Origin of the sequence: Mesorhizobium sp. B4-1-1 (assembly GCF_006439375.1) — a bacterium.
In the GTDB taxonomy this organism is placed as follows: domain Bacteria; phylum Pseudomonadota; class Alphaproteobacteria; order Rhizobiales; family Rhizobiaceae; genus Mesorhizobium.
In genome coordinates this window covers 17,690-38,897 of the sequence record NZ_VFTH01000009.1, presented here as the reverse complement: position 1 = coordinate 38,897, position 21,208 = coordinate 17,690, and the positions used below count along the sequence as shown (strand labels likewise).

The 21,208-nt window shown below is 63.6% G+C and carries 25 protein-coding genes; 17 read left to right on the top strand and 8 right to left on the bottom strand.

Features of this window, described 5'->3' with window-relative positions; translation table 11 throughout:
* Positions 1-33: 33 nt before the first annotated feature.
* Positions 34-216, top strand: coding sequence for a hypothetical protein (locus FJW10_RS14565; protein ID WP_140648177.1), 183 nt, complete (start codon positions 34-36; stop codon positions 214-216).
* A gap of 368 nt (positions 217-584) precedes the next feature.
* Here FJW10_RS14565 and FJW10_RS14560 read toward each other — a convergent pair whose 3' ends face one another.
* Positions 585-1,553, bottom strand: a complete 969-nt coding sequence (locus FJW10_RS14560; RefSeq protein ID WP_140900625.1) for a LysR substrate-binding domain-containing protein — start codon at positions 1,551-1,553, stop codon at positions 585-587.
* Between the two features lie 112 nt (positions 1,554-1,665).
* Here FJW10_RS14560 and FJW10_RS14555 point away from each other — a divergent pair, with 112 nt between their 5' ends.
* The 5 genes from FJW10_RS14555 to FJW10_RS14535 all read left to right on the top strand — a co-directional run bounded on the left by FJW10_RS14555 (position 1,666) and on the right by FJW10_RS14535 (position 4,901).
* On the top strand, positions 1,666-2,499 hold the full coding sequence (locus tag FJW10_RS14555) for a hypothetical protein (protein WP_140900624.1): 834 nt from the start codon (positions 1,666-1,668) through the stop codon (positions 2,497-2,499).
* Positions 2,499-3,596 (top strand): DMT family transporter, encoded by a 1,098-nt coding sequence (locus FJW10_RS14550; RefSeq protein ID WP_140900623.1) that lies wholly within the window; start codon positions 2,499-2,501, stop codon positions 3,594-3,596. The genes FJW10_RS14555 and FJW10_RS14550 overlap by 1 nt, the downstream gene beginning before the upstream one ends.
* Positions 3,586-3,798: a hypothetical protein gene (locus FJW10_RS14545; RefSeq protein WP_140831399.1), complete on the top strand. Its 213-nt coding sequence runs from the start codon at positions 3,586-3,588 to the stop codon at positions 3,796-3,798. Before FJW10_RS14550 ends, FJW10_RS14545 begins: the two co-directional genes overlap by 11 nt.
* A 353-nt stretch (positions 3,799-4,151) precedes the next feature.
* A complete protein-coding gene (locus FJW10_RS14540) occupies positions 4,152-4,595 on the top strand; it encodes a MucR family transcriptional regulator (protein WP_140900771.1) in 444 nt (147 codons plus the stop codon).
* Positions 4,596-4,598: 3 nt separating this feature from the next.
* Positions 4,599-4,901: a hypothetical protein gene (locus tag FJW10_RS14535; protein WP_140900622.1), complete on the top strand. Its 303-nt coding sequence runs from the start codon at positions 4,599-4,601 to the stop codon at positions 4,899-4,901.
* 87 nt (positions 4,902-4,988) lie between these two features.
* On the opposite strand, the gene FJW10_RS14530 is transcribed toward FJW10_RS14535, so the two are convergent.
* From FJW10_RS14530 to FJW10_RS14520, 3 genes are all read right to left on the bottom strand, one after another.
* The gene (locus FJW10_RS14530; RefSeq protein ID WP_140831403.1) at positions 4,989-5,189 is read right to left on the bottom strand and encodes a hypothetical protein; all 201 of its coding nucleotides are present in this window, start codon (positions 5,187-5,189) and stop codon (positions 4,989-4,991) included.
* Between the two features lie 297 nt (positions 5,190-5,486).
* A complete protein-coding gene (locus FJW10_RS14525) occupies positions 5,487-6,230 on the bottom strand; it encodes a lysozyme inhibitor LprI family protein (RefSeq protein ID WP_140900621.1) in 744 nt (247 codons plus the stop codon).
* Between the two features lie 159 nt (positions 6,231-6,389).
* On the bottom strand, positions 6,390-6,626 hold the full coding sequence (locus FJW10_RS14520; protein ID WP_140900620.1) for a hypothetical protein: 237 nt from the start codon (positions 6,624-6,626) through the stop codon (positions 6,390-6,392).
* Positions 6,627-6,864: 238 nt separating this feature from the next.
* On the opposite strand from FJW10_RS14520, the gene FJW10_RS14515 reads away from it, so the two are divergent.
* Complete coding sequence (locus FJW10_RS14515; RefSeq protein ID WP_140900619.1) at positions 6,865-8,742, top strand: ABC-F family ATP-binding cassette domain-containing protein; 1,878 nt, start codon at positions 6,865-6,867, stop codon at positions 8,740-8,742.
* Between the two features lie 39 nt (positions 8,743-8,781).
* On the opposite strand, the gene FJW10_RS14510 is transcribed toward FJW10_RS14515, so the two are convergent.
* Positions 8,782-9,234, bottom strand: a complete 453-nt coding sequence (locus FJW10_RS14510) for a helix-turn-helix domain-containing protein (protein ID WP_140900618.1) — start codon at positions 9,232-9,234, stop codon at positions 8,782-8,784.
* 94 nt (positions 9,235-9,328) lie between these two features.
* Here FJW10_RS14510 and FJW10_RS14505 point away from each other — a divergent pair, with 94 nt between their 5' ends.
* From FJW10_RS14505 to FJW10_RS14490, 5 genes are all read left to right on the top strand, one after another.
* On the top strand, positions 9,329-9,739 hold the full coding sequence (locus tag FJW10_RS14505) for a mercuric transporter MerT family protein (RefSeq protein WP_140900617.1): 411 nt from the start codon (positions 9,329-9,331) through the stop codon (positions 9,737-9,739).
* Between the two features lie 51 nt (positions 9,740-9,790).
* A complete protein-coding gene (locus FJW10_RS14500) occupies positions 9,791-10,099 on the top strand; it encodes a mercury transporter (RefSeq protein WP_140900616.1) in 309 nt (102 codons plus the stop codon).
* A gap of 105 nt (positions 10,100-10,204) precedes the next feature.
* On the top strand, positions 10,205-11,656 hold the full coding sequence (gene merA, locus FJW10_RS14495; protein WP_140900770.1) for a mercury(II) reductase: 1,452 nt from the start codon (positions 10,205-10,207) through the stop codon (positions 11,654-11,656).
* 139 nt (positions 11,657-11,795) lie between these two features.
* Positions 11,796-11,933, top strand: coding sequence for a hypothetical protein (locus FJW10_RS30435; protein WP_181177537.1), 138 nt, complete (start codon positions 11,796-11,798; stop codon positions 11,931-11,933).
* A 90-nt stretch (positions 11,934-12,023) separates the two neighbouring features.
* On the top strand, positions 12,024-14,129 hold the full coding sequence (locus tag FJW10_RS14490) for a molybdopterin oxidoreductase family protein (protein ID WP_140900615.1): 2,106 nt from the start codon (positions 12,024-12,026) through the stop codon (positions 14,127-14,129).
* A gap of 83 nt (positions 14,130-14,212) precedes the next feature.
* On the opposite strand, the gene FJW10_RS14485 is transcribed toward FJW10_RS14490, so the two are convergent.
* Positions 14,213-14,431 carry a hypothetical protein gene (locus FJW10_RS14485; RefSeq protein ID WP_140900614.1) on the bottom strand — a complete coding sequence of 73 codons (219 nt, stop codon included), beginning with the start codon at positions 14,429-14,431 and terminating at the stop codon, positions 14,213-14,215.
* Between the two features lie 202 nt (positions 14,432-14,633).
* Between FJW10_RS14485 and FJW10_RS14480 the strand changes: the two genes are divergently transcribed.
* Complete coding sequence (locus tag FJW10_RS14480) at positions 14,634-16,094, top strand: winged helix-turn-helix domain-containing protein (RefSeq protein ID WP_246674266.1); 1,461 nt, start codon at positions 14,634-14,636, stop codon at positions 16,092-16,094.
* A gap of 23 nt (positions 16,095-16,117) precedes the next feature.
* On the opposite strand, the gene FJW10_RS14475 is transcribed toward FJW10_RS14480, so the two are convergent.
* The gene (locus tag FJW10_RS14475; RefSeq protein ID WP_140900612.1) at positions 16,118-16,618 is read right to left on the bottom strand and encodes a hypothetical protein; all 501 of its coding nucleotides are present in this window, start codon (positions 16,616-16,618) and stop codon (positions 16,118-16,120) included.
* A gap of 254 nt (positions 16,619-16,872) precedes the next feature.
* Entirely contained in the window at positions 16,873-17,136 is a 264-nt protein-coding gene (locus FJW10_RS14470) for a hypothetical protein (RefSeq protein WP_140900611.1), read from the bottom strand.
* Positions 17,137-17,255: 119 nt separating this feature from the next.
* Between FJW10_RS14470 and FJW10_RS14465 the strand changes: the two genes are divergently transcribed.
* The 4 genes from FJW10_RS14465 (at position 17,256) to FJW10_RS14450 (ending at position 21,204) form a co-directional block, all read left to right on the top strand.
* The gene (locus tag FJW10_RS14465) at positions 17,256-18,059 is read left to right on the top strand and encodes an agmatinase family protein (RefSeq protein ID WP_140900610.1); all 804 of its coding nucleotides are present in this window, start codon (positions 17,256-17,258) and stop codon (positions 18,057-18,059) included.
* Positions 18,060-18,134: 75 nt separating this feature from the next.
* Positions 18,135-18,911, top strand: coding sequence for a 4-hydroxy-tetrahydrodipicolinate reductase (dapB, locus tag FJW10_RS14460; RefSeq protein ID WP_140900609.1), 777 nt, complete (start codon positions 18,135-18,137; stop codon positions 18,909-18,911).
* Positions 18,912-19,130: 219 nt separating this feature from the next.
* Positions 19,131-20,090 (top strand): ABC transporter substrate-binding protein, encoded by a 960-nt coding sequence (locus tag FJW10_RS14455; protein ID WP_246674276.1) that lies wholly within the window; start codon positions 19,131-19,133, stop codon positions 20,088-20,090.
* A 259-nt stretch (positions 20,091-20,349) separates the two neighbouring features.
* Positions 20,350-21,204 carry an ABC transporter ATP-binding protein gene (locus FJW10_RS14450; protein WP_140831423.1) on the top strand — a complete coding sequence of 285 codons (855 nt, stop codon included), beginning with the start codon at positions 20,350-20,352 and terminating at the stop codon, positions 21,202-21,204.
* The last annotated feature ends 4 nt before the right edge of the window (positions 21,205-21,208 follow it).

Genomic DNA, 21,208 nt, shown 5'->3' with positions numbered 1-21,208 from the left:
TTGAGATCAAGGAGCAAACGAGAGGAGCTCGTCATGAAGAAGCTTCCTGTGCTGCTGGCTCTTGCGGCAGGGCTCGTGCTCGTCGCCTGTGACAACAGCGTGCAACCCACCAAGGCGCCGGGCGCTGAAGTCAACCAGAACCCTCAGGTCGACAAGAACCCGGTGCCGAAATCGACCACCGGTGGCGACCAGCAGGGTACAGCGCCGAAGCAATAGGGCAGGGCGGGCTGAATTGTCGTCAGTCTGAAACGAAGAAGGCCGGCGCTGCTTGGGAGGAAGCTGATAGCGCCGGCCAAGCGGGAAAATCAGGCCCGCCGCACAACATAAGATAGCTGAGTCTCCGCTTTGCGTCATGGTGCGATCGCGGTAGCCGGCTATACAGCTCCGAAGAAATCACCGGAAAATCCTGAAATTCCGCCGAGGTCCGCCTTCGCGGGTATCTGGGTGTCGTGTCTTGCTGCGCGCGACCTCATCGGAGGCAATCGTGAAAAGTTTGGCGGCCAAGACGCTGCCGACGGCCGGATATTGGCGGCCAGAGCTATCGAGGAAGAGGTGTGCGAACGCTGATAGCCGGCATCCGGCCTTCAAGCCACCGCCGCGCGCCCTAGTTGTCCGCCGGCGATCTCTACGTCCAGCTGGCGCTGCGTCAGCGCCGCTTCGGCCATGATCCACTGCTTGAACAACTGCACCTTGCGGGCGCCGAGCGCCTTGGTGGGGTTGACGAAATACCAGCCCGCCGTGTTGGGGTGGTGGACCGCGAAGGGGGCCACCAGCCGTTCGGCGCGGATGTCGCTTGCCATGTAGGCGCGGTTGGCGACGGCAAAGCCCATGCCGGCATTGGCCGCCTCGTAGGACATCATGCAGCTATCGAAATAGACGCTCATGGTTTCGCCAAGCACGAAGCTCGCGCCGGCAAAGCCCAGCCATGACTGCCAGCTCTGCGTGCAGGTGTCGGAATGCAGCAGTGTGAAATAGCGCAGGTCTTCCGGCGTCACCTTCGACAGCGGCTTGTCGCCTAGCACATCGTGGAAGAGCTTGCGGCTGCAGACCGGTGTCAGGTCCTCCTTGAACAGCAGTTCCGAGGTGAGGCCGGGGAAGTTGCCGTCGCCATATCGGATCTCGAGATCGTATTCCGAGGTCGAGAATTCATGCGTGGCGTAGGAAGTCGCCACGCGCATCTCGATGTCGGGATATTGCCGCTGGAAGGCCGAGAGTCGCGGGAACAGCCAGCGCGCGGCAAAGGTCGGCAGCACGCAGATCCGCAGCACATGCGCCTGCGATTGGCCCGTAGCCTCCATGCTGGCCGCCACGATCCGCTCCAGCGCCTCGCGGACGCGCGCCACGTAGGTCTCACCCTCCGGCGTCAGCGACACGGCATTGCCGCCGCGCTCGAAGATCTTGAAGCGAAGCTGATCCTCCAGGCTCTTCACGCGCTGGCTGACGGCGGAAGCGGTGATGAACTGCTCTTCGCCGGCACGCGTGAAATTCCTGTGCCTCGCGGCGCTCTCCACGATTTTCAGCGAGTTGAGGTTGACCTGACTGAGCAGACGCACGGGGTTTCGACCTTAAGCTGGGCTTACGCTACCACCAGCATTCCTAAATTTACAGGGGTAGGCGTTTAAATGACTGCTAACCAAGTGTTGCCCCCACCTTGGAGAAAGTAGAATGAACGCCCATACAATTCCCGAACTGCGCTGCGCAATGAGCCGCGAGGCGATCATTGGTCATGAGACCTCCTGGAAAGTGTCGGGTTTCGGCGTCGCCCAGTATCGTCACGGTTACGACCCCGCTCTGCTTGCCGCCATCGAGGAAGCCGCCCTGAAGTTGAAGGCCAGCCATGCCGTGCACAAGCACCTCGACCTCACCTTCATCACCGGCGCCGACCGCTATATTCCGGAGATCAAGGAGCTTTTACACGACAAGCTGCGCCTGGAAAGACTTTCCGACATGATGGGCACCAAGCTCGAGCCGTATCCGCTGTCGATCGTCGGCTCGACCGTCACCTTCATGAATCCGAAAGACGGTGCGGTCGAATGGCATTGCGACGGCGTTCCGGTGACCGAACTCATTCCGCTGTCGATCAGCGACCCGCTCATCGGCGGCCATCTTGAGATCTATTGCGACGATTCCGAGACCGGCCGCTCGATCCTGGAATCCGGCCGCGATCTGCCGCGCAACAAGATCATGCGCATCGACCACAAGATGAACTATGCCACGCTCGGCCAGTTCCTCGGCGTGCTCCATCGCACCGCGCCGATCCAACTCGGCGAGCGCGTCACGCTGGTGCTCAACCAGCGTTCGGCGACCAAGCCCTATGTCGACGACAACCGCATGTTCTATCTTGCCGCCGACAACGACCATGACCGTGCCTGGGTGAACGAACTGGCCGAGGATGTCTGGACCAACCAGTTGCCCGCCTACCGCCGCCATGCCGAGGAGCATCCCGCGCCGCAGCCGACGGCGGAAGCGGTTTCCGGCGGGACGAGGGAGTCGTGGTAATGAGCCACGATCCGGTCGAGCGTCAGCCGCCCTCAGTGTCGCTGAGCCTCGGTCCGGTCGTGCCGGAAAGTCAAAACCGTTCCAGCGTCGCCCCCGGGGCGGCGCTGGCCTTCGCCCTCGGCGCCGTGGCGCTGTGGGCCACCAACGCCCTGGTCGGCAAAACGCTGATTGCCCTCTATCCGGTGTCGCAGGTGCAGTTTCTGCAGTTTTGCGGCGCGGCCATGGTCTTCGCGTTGATCCGGCTCTTTCCTTTTTCCCCTGTGGGAGAAGGTGGATCGGCGCGCAGCGCCGAGATGGATGAGGGGTGTTCCAGCGAAATGGGACGTCGGCGTTCCCTGGAGCATCCCTCATCCGACCTCGCTTCGCGAGCCCGCTTTCTCCCACAACGGGAAAAAGGGAATGCCGCGTTCGCCTATGCCGTCGGCTTCCTGGGCCTGGTCGGCACGATGGTGCTGCAATATATCGGCTTCGCCTCGATGCCGGTTATCGAGGCAAACCTCGTCGCCTACACTTGGCCGCTGATGACCGCCGCGGCGGTCATCCTGCTTGCCCGTCCGCGCCGTCCGCTGTTGCTCGGGCTGGCTGCGGCGCTCGGCTTCATCGGCGTGGCGCTGGTCATTTCGGGCGGTCGCGCGCAGACCTGGTTCCAAGGCGGCAGCCTCGTCGGCTACCTTGCCGCGTTCGGCTCGGCGCTCTGCATGGCCTTTTACTCGCTCGCCGTCGGCCGCCTTGCCGTGTCGCCGGAGCGCCTGCTGTTGCCCTCGGCGCTGATCGGCGTCGCGCTCACCTTTGCCTGGTGCCTGCATGACGGCGTCGTGCGCCCGACCGGCGCGCACCTTCTGCTCGGCCTCTATCTCGGTGCCGGCCCGATGGGGCTCGGCTATTATTTCTGGTCGCGCGCGGCGAAGCTCGATCATGGCGGCAGGATAGCGGTCGTCGCCTATCTGACGCCGATTGCTTCCACGTTTCTGCTGACGCTCTCGGGCGAAAGCCTGTCGATGACGGCGGTTGCCGGCGCCGTTCTCGTCATCGGCAGCTGCCTTGCGGTCGGCATCGAAGGTACGGAGACCCGGAACGATGTCCAAGATGGCCGTTGACGATGACGAACGCCGCGCCAGGCAGGAGGCGCACTGGCTGGTCAGGGAGTTTGGCGCGGAGGCGCCGCTCTATGCGGCCATGAAGGCCGAAAAGGCCATCGAGCAGAAGGATTTCGGCCGCTGCGCGCGCTGGAAGCGCGTGCTGGAGATCCTCGCGGACAAGCCGCCCGCGGAACTCAGGCGCGGTGTCGCCGCCAGATGACCGATTTGCCATGGGGCCGCCGAATCGCGCATGTTCGATTATCCGAGGGTAGATTATCGCGGCGTGCCGGAACTTGCCCTGAACTTCGATTTTTCAGCAACTTTCACGGCGAATCGAAGTGCTATAGCGCCTTTTGCGCATCCAGGCGGGCCGCCGGTGCTATAAAGCGCTGGCTATAGCTATTAGAATTCCTAACTTGCGCGTTTCCAGTCCGCGTAGAAACATCACCCGGTATTGAGTGTCGTAGCTTTACTGACTCTGGACGGTCCGTTGGGGGACAGGTCCAATTCGATACACCGACGAAAGTCTTAAAAAAGAGCTGGCGATTTGAGGACCAGCAGAAGGTGAAAAAATTGTCCAACATCGACGACAAGACTGCAATCGAGCTGACCGCCGACATTGTTTCGGCCTATGTCGGCAACAATCCGCTCCCCGCCTCTGGCCTGCCTGATCTGATCGCCAGCGTCAGCGCCTCGGTTCGCAAGCTCGCCGGCGGCAGCGTTGTCAAGGAGGCGGTGGCTCTGACGCCCGCCGTCAACCCGAAGCGCTCGGTTTTCCCCGACCACATCGTGTGCCTGGAGGATGGAAAGAAGTTCAAGTCGTTGAAGCGCCACCTCGCGACCGACCATGGTCTGACGCCGGACGAATACCGCGCGAAATGGGGCCTGCCCGCTGACTATCCGATGGTGGCACCCAGCTATTCGGCGACCCGTTCCGCACTGGCCAAATCCTCCGGCCTCGGCCGCAAGCCAGCGGGCGGCGACGCGGGCAAGGGCAAGCGCAAGGCCAAGGCCTGAGGCATGTTGCCCGCAACGGATGATGGCGCGCCATGGCCGTGGCGCGACCATCTGGCTGCCCTCGGCGCGTTGCGCCGTGGCGTAGCCGTCCAGTCCTCGGTGGACGCGGCCGACGGCGTCAGGGCGCGGCGCATCCTGTTTTCGCTAGGCGATCCCTCCGGCGACTTGCTTGCCGCGCTCGACGCGCTTGACCGATTCGAGCGCGCCATCGTCGAATGCGACGACCCGTCGGCCATCGAAGCGCGCAGACTGAGCTGCTTGGTCATCCTGGACCGCCTTGCGGCAAACGGTTCGCCGCGCGCCTAATGCATGTCGTGCAAAAGTGCGCAGCGGTTTGCGATAACGATATGCATGAAACAAAGGCCTAAAGTTTCCGTGAAACAGTGGAACGCGCTAGCGGCGGGCCTGGGGCGGCTTGACCGGCCGGGTGCGCTCGGAATCCTGCTCGCCGGCAAGGCTCTCCGCCTCGACCGCTGTCATTTCAAGGAGATAGACAAGCATCTGGTAGCGCGTGTGCGAGAGCATTTTGGCCAGCTTGCGCGTGATCTCCGCGACATATCGCAACGTTCGTAAATCGCTGGGCGCTCCATCCATCGTGAGCTCCTGATATGGCCAAGTTGTTTGGGCCAAGTTACGTGAACCAAGTTATCGTTGGCGCCCACTCACGACTCACGGCGCGACTACAGGTTTGCAGGTTTGCGGCAAAACTGAAATCATTTTTGATAAGCATCATGCTTGGCCCGGAAGATTTTGCCATCTTTTTTTGGTGGTATCGCCACTTGTGGCGCTAATATTGAACCAAAGCCGAACTTGCGGTTGTCTTGCCGCGCATGGCTGATTTTCCGCCAGGGAATGTTGATCGTAACAGGCCGGCTATGGCGGTCACGCCGCTCAGTCCTTATAGGCGGAGCAGAAGCTTGGCGGGTTGTCGTTGCCGATCATGGTGCAGCCGCGCTTGATCTCGTCGACCATCATGCTGCATGCATTCTGCCCGTTGCAAGGCGGATTGGTCGCCGGCGACACCTGGATGCACTGCGAGACATACTGGTCCGACTTCGCCTTGCCGGCGGATTGCACGCATGGCCGCGTGTCGTTCTGGCTAGCCTTGGCGGGCGCGGGTTTCGCGGGCGCGGCGCCAGCCGTCGCGGGCGCAGCCTTGGTCGTCGCGGGCGCGGCCTTCGCAGGCGCGGCACTGCCGCCGCTTTGCGGCACGCAGGAGAGATCGCCTTCGGGGCATTGCAATTGGTGCTGCAACTGCGCCAGCCGCGCCTTGGTCAACTCCGCCCTGCAGGTCTCGATGAGGGTCGAGTACACTGAGCCATCGGCATAAGGCTGGGTGCGGAAGGCGCACTCCTTGTCGCGGAATGGGATCCAGGCGCGCTGCGCGTCGCGCAAGCGCTTCAGGTTGGCGGGAGCGAGACGTCCCGCCAGCGCCTTGTAGACCGCGTTGAGGCCAGCGTCGGCCGAAGCGGCATTCGCGGTCGTGCAGGTAGCAAGGTCGGCCTGCGTCTTCGCTGCCGCGCAGTCGGTGGCCGCACGGGCTGCGGGGGTGGTGAGAAGCATAGCCAGCCCGGCGGCGACTGCGAAAATTGCGACCGCCAGCGAGGCCGAAAGGAGCGAGGTCTTGCCCGACATCTGATCTGCCCTCTGTTTGAATCGAACCCCGTCGCTCGCGCCAGCATAGGTTGAGACAACAGCCGCAATCAACGCCAAACCTGTGACGTGGCAAGCAAAGTGTGACCGGGCGAGATTGGCGAAAGCGCAGGAGCGCGCAGTCTCGGGACGATGGCCGCCCTAAAACGCCTTCCCGGAATCGATCTGGATCAACAGGTGTTCCGGCGCCCGCGTCTCTGGTCTGTTCGCAATCTTTCCCGCCTGCGGAGAGGTTGGTTGGGCCTGCGGCCCACTCGCGCGCTCGGTCGGAACAGCAATTTGAGCGGTCTGGTCCTCGAACAGAACCACTTGCGTCGCCAGCGCGGTTGTCGTGGCGACCTGGAAGAAGATGAAGGCTAGGGCGAGATGGCGGATCACGGGCCTCCAAACGCTTCGCCCGGCAACTGGTTCCAGTCCGTCGTGTTTTTTGCTGAGCGGCCAATACATGTCGCCCAGAAGTGTGCAGCGGTTCCGGGACAACGACATGCGGCAAAACAAAGACTTAAAGCGCATCGCTTGAGTCCGGTGCAACGCTACGCGCTTTAACAGGCTGCGGCGGGCCTCATCCCGGCTCCTGGCTCTTGCGAAGCGCCGATCTCCCGTGCAAAAGCCGGCCATGCTTATCATCAACGACCTTACGCTGCGCATGGCGGGGCGACTGCTTCTCGATCATGCCTCATTGACCCTGCCGGCCGGCACCAAGGCCGGTCTCGTCGGCCGCAACGGCACCGGCAAGACCACGCTGTTCAAGGCGATCACCGGCGATTTCCCTTCGGAGACCGGCTCGATCAGCCTGCCGAAGAACACCCGCATCGGCCAGGTGGCGCAGGAAGCGCCCGGCACCGAGGAGCCGCTGATCGACATCGTCCTGAAAGCCGATGTCGAGCGCCAGGCCTTGCTCGATGAGGAAAAGACCGCGACCGATCCGCACCGCATCGCCGAGATCCACACGCGGCTGGCCGACATCGACGCGCATTCGGCCGAATCCCGCGCCGCCACCATCCTTGCCGGCCTCGGCTTCGACGATGCCGCGCAGAAACGCCCCGCCTCGTCCTTCTCCGGCGGCTGGCGCATGCGCGTGGCTTTGGCCGCCGTGCTCTTCTCCGAGCCCGACCTGCTGCTGCTCGACGAGCCGACCAACTATCTCGACCTTGAAGGTACGCTGTGGCTGGAGAACTACGTCGCGAAATATCCGCACACGGTGTTGCTGATCTCGCACGACCGCGATCTGCTCAACCGCGCCGTCAACTCGATTGTCCATCTTGATCAGAAGAAGCTGACCTTCTGGCGCGGTGGCTACGACCAGTTCGAACGCCAGCTCACCGAGCAGCGCGAGCTGCAGGAGAAGAGCCGCGTCAAGCAGGAAACCCAGCGCAAGCATATGGAATCCTTCGTCGAGCGTTTTCGCGCCAAGGCTTCCAAGGCCCGGCAGGCGCAGTCGCGCCTGAAGGCGCTGGAGAAGCTGAAGCCGATCGCCGCTGTCGTGAACGACACGGTGCGGCCGTTCTCCTTCCCGGAGCCGGTGAAGACGGTGGCTTCGCCGATCGTCGCGCTCAACGGCGTCAATGTCGGCTACACCGAGGGCAGCCCGATCCTGAAGAAGATGACGCTGCGCATCGATGCCGACGATCGCATCGCGCTGCTCGGCGCCAACGGCAACGGCAAGTCGACCTTCGCCAAATTGCTCGCCGGCCGGCTGAAGGCCGAGGCCGGCACGGTGACGGTTGCGCCCGGGCTGAAAGTGGCGATCTTCGCCCAGCACCAGCTCGATGATTTGCGTCCCGAGGAAAACGCCTACGAGCATGTACGCCGGCTGATGCCGGACGCGCCGGAAGCCAAGGTGCGCGCCCGCGTGGCGCAATTCGGCCTTGCGACCGAGAAGATGAACACCGCGGCGAAAGACCTTTCCGGCGGCGAGAAGGCGCGGCTGCTGATGGGTCTGTCGGCTTTCGAGGGCCCGAACCTCTTCATCCTCGACGAGCCGACCAACCATCTCGACATCGACAGCCGTGAATCGCTGATCCATGCGCTGAACGATTTTCCGGGCGCGGTGATCCTGATCTCGCACGACCGGCACCTGCTCGAAGCCACCGCCGACCGGCTCTGGCTGGTCAAGGACGGCGCGGTCAACCCCTATGACGGCGATCTCGAGGATTACAAAACCCTGGTCACCGGCGTGTCGTCCAACCGCCGCGAGCAGAAGGAAGCGGACAAGGCGTCCAAGGCCGATCGCCGCCGCGAAGCCGCCCAGCGCCGCGCTGCATTGGAACCGCTGGCGAAGGAAATCCGCGCTACCGAGGCGCTGATGGACCGCATGCGCAAGCGCATCGACCTGATCGAGGACGAGCTCGCCAATCCGGCCGTCTACGAGAAGGATCCCTCGACCGCGACGCGTCTCGCCAAGGAACGCTCGCAACTGGCGCAGACGCTGGCGCAGAACGAGGACAAGTGGCTCACGATGTCGGCGGAGTATGAAGAAGAGATCGCGGAGTAGCGTAATCTCCCCAGGGGGAGATTACGCCCTGCACCATCGTCATGAACGATCAGCGGCAAGTGATGCGGTTCGGCCGCCTATCGGGCGCATCTCGAACAGCGCGTCGATGATCGGGCATTCCGGAATCTGTTCGGTTGTGCATCGCGCGGCCATTTCCGACATCACCCGTTCCAGGCGTCGCAGGTCGGCGATCTTCCGACGGATGTCCCTGAGATGGCCGACGGCGAGAGCGTGAACTTCGGCGCATGTGTAGCTGTGCCCGTCGACCAGATGAAGCAGGCCACGCAACTCATCCAGGCTGAAGCCCAGTTCGCGACCTCGGCGAATGAAGTGCAGGCGCCTTACATGTTCAGCCTCGTAGACCCGGTAACCGCTCGCGCGGCGCGCCGGCGATGGCATGACGCCGATCTTTTCATAGTAGCGGATCGTCTCGATGTTGACGCCGCTGCGCTCCGACAGAACGCCTATGGAAAGTCCGCGTGCCGTCTTCATCATAGGCCTCACACACACGTGATGAATTCGCGCTTGACCCTGTAGTCGCTACAGGCCGCAGGCTCACCATAGATCAATTTCGGGAGCTTTTTCAATGACGGTTCGAGACGAGCAAACCGTGCCGCCAAGAGCGGTCGGGACACCGGCGCCAAGACGTTTCGACCGAGCGGCGCTGCTGTCGGCCGGCGGCATCCTGGCGGCGCTCGGGGCGGCAAGCTGTTGCGTGGTGCCGTTCACCCTGTTTCTTGCCGGCATCAGCGGCGTCTGGATCGGCAACCTGACGGCGCTCGAGCCTTATCAGCCGGTCTTCGCGGCGGTCTCGGTCGGCTTCATCGGTTGCGGCGCTTGGCGTGTCTATCGCAAGCCCAAGGTCGCCTGCGCCGATGGTTACTGTGCCACGCCGGGCTCGCATCGTATCGCCAAAATCGGCCTCTGGGCCGCGGCCTTGCTGGTCATCCTGGCTGTCGGATTTCCCTACGCCATTCGGTATGTCCTTGTCTCCTGAGCGGGCCTGATATGACCTCCCTCGCATTACTTCGCTGAAAGGATATCTGCGATGCAAACTTTTCTCGGCGCCATTCTCGGTCTTGGCCTGTCGTTCGCGCCTGCCGCCGCACAAGCCACCGAAACCAAGGTCGTGCTCGACGTTCATCACGCTGGTTGCGTTTTGTGCGGTCCGATCGTCAAAAGCACGCTGGAGCACGTAAATGGGGTGTCTTCGGTTACGGTCAGCCAGCCGGATGGAATGGCCGATGTCACCGCCGTGGTGACGTATGACGACGGGCAAACTTCGCCCGAGGCGCTGATCCAGGCCACCACCGGTCGGGGCTATCCGGCCGACATTTCAAAAAAGACCAGCGGCTGAGCCGGCCGGTCGCCGCTTAGCTTCGGTGTCTTGGGAGCATTGGCCGAGGGTTCGAAGCACCCCAGCGCGCGGAGGCGATGACAAGAGAAAGAAAGATTGAGCCGGATGGATGAAGTTAGTTGCGCTCCAGCTTCGAACAAGAGCGACGACCGGTATGACCTCGTCGTCGTCGGCGCCGGTTCCGCCGGCTTCTCGGCCGCGATCACAGCTGCCGAGGAAGGCGCGCAAGTGGCTCTCGTCGGACGCGGCACGGTCGGTGGCACCTGCGTCAACATTGGTTGCGTGCCGTCGAAAGCGCTGATCCGTGCCGCCGAGGCGGTGCACCATGCCAACGGTGCCGCTGCTCGGTTCAATGGCATCGAGAGCAGCGCGCGCGTGGTCGATTGGTCCGCGCAGATCGCCCAGAAGGACGTCCTGGTTGCGGACCTGCGCCAGGCGAAATACGCCGATCTGCTGCCGGAATACAACAACATAGCCTACCGGCAGGGCCGGGCGCGGCTCGTCGATGGCGGCATCGATATGGACGGGCGGCGCCTCGCCGCAGAGCGTATCATTGTCGCAACCGGCGCGCGCCCGGCATTGCCGGCCATTCCGGGCATAGCGGACGTTGTGCCGCTCGACAGCACGACGGCCATGTCGCTGAAGGAGCTGCCGCGTTCCATGATCGTGCTTGGCGGCGGCTATACCGGGGCTGAGCTTGCGCAGACTTTCGCGCGTGCCGGCGTCGCCGTGACGCTCGTCTTCCGCAGCAGCCTTTTGCCAGAAGCCGAGCCGGAAATCGGGCGGGCGCTGGCGGGCTATCTGGCCGATGAAGGGATCGCGATCGTCGGTGGCCTGACCTATGGATCCGCCCGCAAAACCGACGCCGGCGGCGTGGCGCTTGCGGTAATCCGGGACGGTCGTGCGGATATTCCGGATATATTGACCGCCGAGCGGATTCTGGTTGCCACGGGGCGCATCCCGAACACCGAAGGCCTCGGCCTTTCCCAAGCTGAGGTCGCGCAGACATCTTCCGGTGCGATCGTCGTCGACGACCGCATGCGCACATCGAAGTCGGGCATCTATGCCGCCGGCGACGTCACCGGCGCGGACCAGTTCGTCTACATGGCAGCCTACGGTGCCAGGCTGGCCGCCAGCAACGCGCTGAACGGCGACCGCCTGCGCTACGACAACGCCACCATGCCTGCCGTTGTCTTCACCGACCCTCAGGTGGCCAGTGTCGGGTTGACCGAAGCACAAGCCCGTGCCGCCGGGCGCGTCGTGCGGACCTCGGTGCTGTCGCTCGACGATTTGCCGCGAGCACTCGCAGCCCGCGACACCAGGGGGCTGATCAAGCTCGTAGCGGATGCGGCAAGCCGCAAGCTGCTCGGTGCGCACATCCTGGCGCCGGAGGGCGCCGACAGCATCCAGACGGCGGTACTGGCCATTCGCTGCGGGCTGACGATCGATGACCTGTCGGAGACGATCTTCCCTTACCTGACCACCGTCGAGGGCCTGAGGCTCGCGGCCCTGGTATTCGACAGGGACGTGAAGAAGCTGTCCTGCTGTGCCGGGTAACGGCGGACCACATGTTAAGGATTAGGCCATGGAATCGGGATATCCACCTCCCTCCCTAGAGGAATACTGGCACGCCTGGGCTCCCGTCTGCGGCACGGTCGATGCCAGATAGTTGGGCAGGACGCTCGGAATCTCAGCCGTGACGAGCCTCCGGCGTCAAGTTCGGCCGGTCGGCTATGAGATCGTCCTGCTGTATCTTGGCGGCCTCGCCATGCTCGCCATCGGCGGCCCGTGCCGGCTGTCGCTCGAAACCGTGCTTCGCCGGCAGACGAGGTAGAACTGCCGAGCGCATTGTGACGTTCGCAGTGTGGGGATCGGCAGGTATCTGGCCCTACACCTCTCCCGCAAAACCCGCTAAACACCCCGCATGAACCAGCACGCCAAGCTCCGGATCGGCCATTCGGCCTGTCCGCATGACTGCCCTTCCACCTGCGCGCTCGAGGTCGAGCTGCTCGACGACAACCGCATCGGCCGCGTCCATGGCGCCAAGGCGAATAGCTATACGGCGGGCGTCGTCTGCGCCAAGGTTGCGCGCTATGCCGACCGCGTACATCATCCCGACCGGCTGCTGAAGCCGCTGGTGCGCGCCGGCGCCAAGGGCGAGGGCGCCTGGAAGGAATCCAGCTGGGAAGCCGCGTTGGACCTCGTGGCGGAAAAATTCATCGCGGCGGAAGAGAGATACGGCTCGGAAACGGTCTGGCCCTATTTCTACGCCGGCACGATGGGGCTGGTGCAGCGCGACGGCATCGAACGTCTGCGCCACGCGAAAAAATATTCAGGCTTCTTCGGCTCGATCTGCACCAATCTGGCCTGGACCGGCTGGATGATGGGGGCGGGCGCCTTGCGCGGGCCCGACCCGCGCGAGATGGCCAAGTCGGATTGCGTCGTGATCTGGGGCACCAATGCCGTGGTCACGCAGGTCAACGTCATGACCCATGCGATGAGGGCGCGCAAGGAACGCGGCGCGAAGATCGTCGTCGTCGACATCTATGACAATGCCACGATGAAGCAGGCCGATCTCGGCCTTGTCCTGAAGCCCGGCACCGATGGCGCGCTCGCCTGCGCGGTCATGCACGTGCTGTTCCGCGATGGGCTGGCCGACCGTGCCTATCTCGAAAAATACACCGACGATCCGCGCGGGCTGGAAGAGCATTTGAAGGCGCGCACGCCCGAATGGGCGGCCGCCATCACCGGGCTCAGCGTCGATGAGATACAAGCTTTCGCGCATTTGGTCGGCACGACGAAGAAAACCTACTTCCGCCTCGGCTACGGTTTTGCGCGCCAGCGCAACGGCTCGGTCAACATGCACGCCGCCTCCTGTATCGCCGCCGTCACCGGCGCGTGGCAGTATGAGGGCGGCGGCGCTTTCCACTCCAACTCCGGCATCTTCAAGCTGAACCAGGACGTGCTGGAAGGCACAGCGATGCGCGACCCGAAGGTGCGCTATCTCGACCATTCGCGCATCGGCCCGGTGCTGACCGGTGCGGCGGATGCGCTCTATGGCGGTCCCCCGGTGACGGCGATGCTGATCCAGAACACCAATCCGGCTAACGTCGCGCCGGAGCAGCGGCTGGTGAAACAGGGTTTTATGCGTGAGGACCTGTTCACTTGCGTACACGAGCAGTTCATGACCGATACCGCCAAGCTCGCCGACGTCGTGCTGCCGGCGACGATGTTTCTGGAGCATGACGACATCTACAAGGGCGGCGGCAACCAGCACATCACGCTCGGCCCCAAGCTGATCGAGCCGCCGGCGGGGCCGCGCACCAACCACTACGTCAATGAGGAACTCGGCAAGCGCCTCGGCGTCGCCGACCGTCCGGGCTTCGGACTGACGGAGCGCGAGCATATCGACATCATCCTCGGCAAGCGCGGGCTGGGCAGCTTCGACAGCCTGAAGGAACAAAAGTGGGTCGACCTGCAGCCCGGCTTCGACGACGCGCATTTCATCAACGGCTTCGGTCATGCCGACAGGAAGTTCCACTTCCGGCCGAATTGGACCGGGCAGTCGGCGCCCAACCGGCCGCCGAAAAGCATGGGCCTATTCGGCCCGGTCGGGCGGCTGCCGGAATTCCCCGACCATGTCGAACTGATCGAGGTGGCGGACGAGGAGCATCCGTTCCGGCTGGCGACCTCGCCGGCGCGCAACTTCCTCAATTCCAGCTTTGCCGAGACGCCGGTCTCGAAGGCCAAGGAAGGCAGGCCCGAGCTTCTCATCCACCGCGAAGATGCAGCAGTGCTCGGCATCGAGGATGGCGGCCGCGTCGAGGTCGGCAACCGGCGCGGCGACCTGGTGCTGCATGCCAGGTTCTTCGACGGCGTGAAGCGCGGCGTGGTGATCGCCGAAGGCATCTGGCCGAACAGCGCACATGAGCGCGGCGAGGGCATCAATGTGCTGACCGGCGCCGATGCTCCGGCTCCCTACGGCGGCGCCGCCGTCCATGACAATAAGGTCTGGCTCAGGGCGCTTTGATCGCTTCGGATTAGAAGCGCAAGCGCCCAGAACGCCGATCTGCAGGCCGCACCGCCAGGCGCCAATCCGCAAGGCGTTGCGGATCACCAGTTGGGATTCCGGCCTTCGAGATCGTCTTCCGGGATGATCGGCGGTCGGCGGTCAAGACTGGTGAAAGGGTCCAGATACGCTGCCTTGCCTGCATTGACCATCAAACTGAACATGGTGTTGAACGTCGCGAGGACTGCCAGCCTCGGGACGCTTGGCCGCGGCAGTTTGAGGCGCCGGACTGCAGTTGAACCGGTGGTGAGGATGTCGGTCATGATGTCTTCCTGTGACGGCGACAATGGCAGCGCTTCCCACCCAGGTCCTTGGCTTAAACCTGAAGAGTCCTGAACGGCTCTGAAATTGCTTGAAACGAAGAATCCCAAACGGCCCCGAAGTTCGCCTTCAGGATCATCTTGGATTATCCTGCCCGCGAGGGTGGGTTCTTGGCCGATGGACTTGGAGTTTGGGAACTATCGTTTGAGACGAGCCGAACGGCAGTTGCTGGGCCCGAAAGGGCCGGTGGAACTTTCGGCACGTTCCTTCGACATCCTCGCCATGTTGCTCGACAGGCCCGATGAGGTGATCGGCAAGACCGAACTTTTCGATGCGGTCTGGCCCGGCGTGGCGGTGGAGGAGAATACGCTGCAGGTCCACATTTCGGCGCTGCGAAAACTGCTGTCTGCCGAGCTGATCACAACCGTGCATGGTCGCGGTTACAAATATGCAGGCCCCAGGCCCTTCCCGGTTACGGCAGATGATGCGCCGCCGTCCAGACCGTCCATCGCCATACTTCCCTTCGACAACATGAGCGGTGACGCGGAGCAAGACTATTTCAGCGACGGGATTACCGAAGACATCATCGTCGAGCTCGGCAAATATAGGGAGTTTCTGGTCATTGCGCGGAACTCGTCCTTCCAGTTTCGCGGCAAGGCGCATGACCCGGCGGAGGTAGCGAGCAAGCTTGGTGTCCAATATGTCGTCGAAGGCAGCGTGCGGAAGATCGGCAACAGGGTGCGGATCGCAGTACAGCTAACCGATGCGTCGTCGATGGCTCATATCTGGGGCGAACACTACGACAGGGAACTCGACGACATTTTCGCCATCCAGGACGAAATCACCCGGATGATTGCAGCGCGTCTGGCCCGGCAGGCCAGAACCGCGATTGCGTCGCGCGCCAGGGCACGGCCGACCAACAACATGTCGGCCTACGAGTTTTACCTACGGGCGCTGCAACTGGCAGCCGTTTATGACACGGTGCTCGAAGCCGAACCGTTTCTGCACCAGGCGGTAAAGCTCGATCCGCAGTTTGCCGCTGCCCACGCCATGCTAAGCTTTGTGGAATCCATCAAGTACTATTGGGACTACAACAATCCCGGTCATTTGCATTCCGGACTGGAGATCGCAAGAACAGCATTGGGCCTTGATCCCGACGAAGCCTATGGACATCTCGCCACCGGCTTCGCTCACTTGTACCTCCGCCAATTCAGGCAATCTGAAATCAGCCTTGACCGGACCGTTGCGCTCAATCCGAACGATCCGTTCATTCTCAGCATCCGTGCTATTTTCCTCAATCACACTGACAGGCCGGAGCAAGGGCTTGATGAAATAACCGAAGCCCAGCGCCGCGACCCATACGCCGTGGGATGGTATGACGACTTCCGTGGCGTCCTGCTGACGACGGCCGGGCGATATCGCGAGGCGGCTGCCTGCTACGCGAAAATGGCGACTGTAACGCCGTGGTCGCTCATTCGTCTTATCATATGCCATTCCGAACTCGGCGAAATCAGGCAAGCGCAAGACGTGCTGGCGAAGGTCAAGGCACATTATCGCGGACTAAGCCTTGACCAGATCATCGACACGGAAGTGGATTTTTATCAGGACGCCGCCGTATGCAGCCGCTATCGCGCGATCCTCGAGCGTGTTGACAAGGCGGAATAGGCCCGTCGCGGCTTGTTGCCTTGCTACTTCGCCGCCTGCGCGTCCAGCGTCTTGATCCCGTCCGCGGCCGCCTTGCGGGCCGCCGCATCGACACCGGCCGCGCCTTTCTCCCTGGCGAAGGCAATGAGGGCAGTGCGCGTGTCCTCGTCGCATCCGTCCGAACCCACGCCATCGATGCCGGCTTTCTTGGCGGCGGCGAGCACGGAGCCGCAGGCGTCCGGAGCGAAGGCGATCTGACCCATGATGGCGCCGAGCGTGAGCGGATCCTGCAGGCGCGGATCATCGCGGATCGCCTGGATGGCGGCGCTGCCCACCACCTTGGATTTGCGATCCTGCGCGATCTGCGTCAGGTCGAAGATGAACTCGAATTCCGCCTTTTCGACGCCGGCAGGCTTCGACACAAGAATGTCCAGCGCATAGCGGGTGACTTCCTCGGGCGTGACCACCGCGCGCACCACCTTTGCCTGATGGTAGTTGCGCACCAGCGCCCAGCGCGACGGAAGGTCGCCATAACGGGCGAGCAAATCGAGCTGCTTGATGGCGGCGATCTTCTGCTTGTCGGTCTTGGCGGCCTGCGCCTGGGCGAAGACCTTCTTGCCGACGCGGTCGATGATTTCGTTCGCAAGCTGGCCCGAAGCCGGCGCGGCCTGCTGCGTCGCTGCGGTCTGGGCGGGGATTTCGGCGAGCGGGCCTTTGGCGTCGACCCAGGCGGCCAGCGCCTTGCGCGCGTCCGGGCCGAAATGGCCCTTCGGCTCGCCGGTGTAAAAGCCTTCGCTCTTCAGCGTCGTCTCGATCGCGGCGCGGATCTCGCCGGGCAGCGCCTTGCCGATACCGACGAGGTTCTCGTCATCGAGCCCTGCCGGCGCCTCGCGAAAGCGTCCATCACCGCGGCCGCGATCGCTGCCGTTCCGGCGCTGGAGGCAGGTCCGGAAAAGAGGCCGCTCAGTTCGATGCCTGCCGCGCCGTTGCCGAACACGCCGGCGCCCATCCTACCGATGCCGTCATTGTAAAGTGCGATGCGGTCGGTGATGCCTTCGCGCAACGCTTCACACGGCGTTGCCTAAGACTGCACCTTTGCGATCTGGCCCAAACGGCTTCGGTCGCACCCAGCAGCTCCGGCGTCTATAGAGGCCCCTTGTCTCGGCAACGAAGGAGGATGTCGTGGCCAAGGTCTCGCTTCTGGGCATTCCGCACGACCAGAATTCGTCCTACCTGCGCGGGCCGGCCGAGGCGGCGCCGCTGATTCGGCGCGAACTCGCAAGCGACGCCTACACTTCGTGGTCGGAAACAGGCTTCGACCTGACGGACCGCTTCGTCGATCACGGCGACATCGATTTCACCCAGCCCGGCGACCCGTGGCAGCGGATCGAGGCCGAGGTCGGCCGCGCGCTCGACGCCGGTCATCCGCTGATCTCGCTCGGCGGCGATCATGCGATCTCTTGGCCCATACTGCGTGGCGTTCGCCGCCGCCATCGGAACCTGACCATCGTCCATATCGATGCTCATCCGGACATCTATCATTCCTATGACGACAATCCGCGCTCGCACACCTCGCCCTTTGCCCGCGTCATGGAGGAGAAGCTGGCTGACCGGCTGATCCAGATCGGACTGCGCACCGTCAACGATCACCATCGCGACCAGTTCAAACGCTTCGGCGTCGAGGTGGTGGAGATGCGGCATTTCAGGGAAGGCCTGCAACTCGACCTCCGGACGCCTGTCTATATCTCGATGGACATCGACGCTCTCGATCCGGCCTTCGCTCCCGGCATCTCGCACCGCGAGCCGGGCGGCTTCACCACCCGCCAGGTCATCGGCCTGATCCAGGCAATAGACCAACCGATCGTCGCCGCCGACGTGGTCGAATACAATCCGCGCCAGGACCTCTCCAACGTGACGGCGCTGGTCGCCGCCAAGCTGGTCAAGGAAATCGCCGGCATGATGCTGAAGACCAACGGCGCCGCCTGAATCAACGCTTGAATCAATTTGCCAAGGCGGCGTGCTAGAGGATTGTTCCGACTCGGGCTTTCGACAAGGATCGCCATGCCGCAGCCGCTCAGGATAACCGTCGCCGGCGCGCTCGGCCGCATGGGCCGGCAGATGGCGCAGACCGTCGCGGCCGATCCGCGGCTGCAGCTCGTCGCGCGCTTCCATCGGCCGGGCAGCACGGACGAGGGGCTGCTTGAGCGCGACGAAGCGCTGGCGCTTGCCGATGTGGTCGTTGATTTCACCACGCCCGCGGCTTCCGCCGAGTTGGCCAAGGCCTGCGCCGCGGGCGGCGGTCCGGCGCTGGTGATCGGCTCGACAGGTTTCAACACCTCGGAGCTGGCGGCAATCGCCGAGGCGGCGAAGAAGATCGCCGTCGTGCGCTCCGGAAGCTATTCGCTGGGGCTCAACATGCTGACCGGGCTGGTCGAACAGGCGGCGAGGGCACTTGGCGCGGAAGACTGCGACATCGAAATTCTCGAAGCGCATCACCGCAAGAAGGTCGACGTACCGTCGGGCACGGCGCTGATGCTAGGCGAAGCGGCGGCGCGCGGGCGCGGCGTCGAGCTGGACGATGTGGCGAAGCGCAACCGCGACGGCCACGTCGGTCCCCGCACAACCGGCGAGATCGGATTTGCCGTGCTGCGCGGCGGCGGCATCGTCGGCGAGCATGGCGTGAGCTTCCTCACCGAAGGCGAGACGCTCACGCTCTCGCATGCCGCCGGCGACCGCTCGATGTTCGCGCGGGGCGCCATCGCGGCGGCACTCTGGGTCGCCGGGCGGCCGCCGGGCGAATATGATATGCGCGACGTTCTCGGCTTCACTGCCTCGTGACCGGGAACCACGCCGGATTCCATTCCACGGCCGCCAAAACGGCTGAAAGCCAGCTGAAAGCTTAGCCATGCCATGACGGTTTTGTGGCGTTCGCCACATGAGCGGCCTGGGAGCGGCCGGCAGGAGGAAATGCGGCGCGCCGCGCCGCCCAGCGGAGGAAGTTACGTGACCGGTTTCATCTCTAAACGCGCGCTGCGCTCAGTGGCGCTGACGCTTGCCATGGTTGGCGCTGGCGCATCGGCGGCATCGGCTGCCGACAAGATCACCATCATCGTCGGCGGCATGGAAAAGCAGATCTATCTGCCGGCCGTGCTCACCCAGCAGCTCGGCTATTTCAAGGATGAAGGGCTCGATGTCGAGCTGATCAATTCGCGCGCCGGCGTCGAAGCCGAGAACGAGTTGCTGGCCGGCGCCGTGCAGGGTGTCGTCGGCTTCTACGACCATACCGTCGACCTGCAGTCGAAGGGCAAATACATCCAGTCGATCGTGCAGTTCAGCCAGGCGCCGGGCGAGGTCGAGCTGGTCTCGGCCAAGCATCCGGAGATCAAGTCGCCCGCCGACTTCAAGGGCGCGACGCTCGGCGTCACCGGGCTCGGCTCCTCGACCGATTTCCTGACGCAGTATCTCGCCGTTCGCAGCGGCCTGAAGCCCGGCGACTATACGCTGCTTCCGGTCGGCGCCGGCAACACCTTCATAGCCGCCGTCAAGCAGGACCAGATCCAGGCTGGCATGACCACCGAGCCTACCATCGCCAAGCTGCTCCAGACCGGCGAGGCCAAGGTGTTGGTCGACATGCGCACGCCCGAAAAGACCAAGGCAGCGCTCGGCGGCGACTATCCGGCGGCCTCTTTCTACGTCCAGTCGAGCTGGCTCGACGGCCACAAGGACGAGGCGCAGAAGCTCGCCAATGCCTTCGTCAAGACGATGAAGTTCATCGCCGGCCACTCGGCCGAAGAGATAGCCGACAAGATGCCGAAGGACTATTACGCCGGCAGCAAGGACCTCTATGTGCAGGGCCTGGCCGGCGGCAAGGCGATGTTCACGCCGGATGGCCGCATGCCCGCCGACGGCCCGGAGACCGTGCTGAAGGTTCTGTCGACTTTCTCCAAGAGCCTGCAGGGCAAGCAGATCGATCTGTCGAAGACCTACACGACCGAATTCGTCGACGCCGCGAAGTAAGCGTTGGCAGGCGAGGGCGGGCTGTTCAGTCCGCCCTTGGAGCAATTCCAGGAAAAGTGTGAAACGGTTTTCCACCCGGAATTGCGTCAAGCAAAGAGATGGAGCGGTTTGGCGTGAAACGGCGAACCGCTCTAGGGAACAACGACTTGCGCCGGCTGCCTGAATCAATTCGGCAGCGGCGCCTTCCGGATGCCAAGCTGCGGCAAGCCCTCCGGCTTTAGCCGAAGGCATCCTCGCACCACCACGACAGGAGTGTGCCATGCAGTTGCAGACCATGGCGGCGGAGAAACTGTCTCCGGCCGCGCCCCCGGCCGATGCCGCGATCGCCATCGATGACGTGACGCTGCGCTTCGTCACGCCCGACGGCCACATGATGACGGCGATCCGCGATTTCACCATGACGGTGGCGCGCGGCGAGTTCGCCTGCGTCGTCGGGCCGACCGGCTGCGGCAAGTCGACGACGCTCAACCTGGTCACCGGGCTGTTGCGTCCGACCACCGGCAATGTCCGCGTCATGGGCAATCCGGTGACCGACATCAGCCGCGACATCGGCTTCGTCTTCCAGGCCGACGCGCTGTTTCCGTGGCGCAGCGTCATCGACAATGTCGCCGCCGGCCCGCTCTTCCGGGGCACGCCGAAGAAGGAAGCCTACGAGAAGGCGCGCGACTGGATCGGCCGGGTCGGCCTTTCGCGTTTCGACAAGCACTACCCACACCAGCTCTCGGGTGGCATGCGCAAGCGCGTGGCGCTTGCCCAGACCTTCATCAACCAGCCCAAGATCCTGCTGATGGACGAGCCCTTCAGCGCGCTCGACATGCAGACCCGCACGGCCATGCAGGACGAATTGCTGGGCCTCTGGTCGGGGCTGAAATCATCCGTCGTCTTCGTCACGCATGACCTCGAGGAAGCGGTGGCGCTGGCCGACAAGGTCTACGTGCTCACCGCCGGTCCGGGCACGGTGAAGAGCGTCTATCGCATCGACCTGCCGCGCCCGCGCGTCATGGCAGACATCCGCTACGATCCGAAATTCATCGAGATCGCCAAGGTTATCTGGAACGATCTGCGCGAGGAGGTGCAGCTTGGCCAAAGCCGCGGCCTCCAGACCGGCCATTGACAGG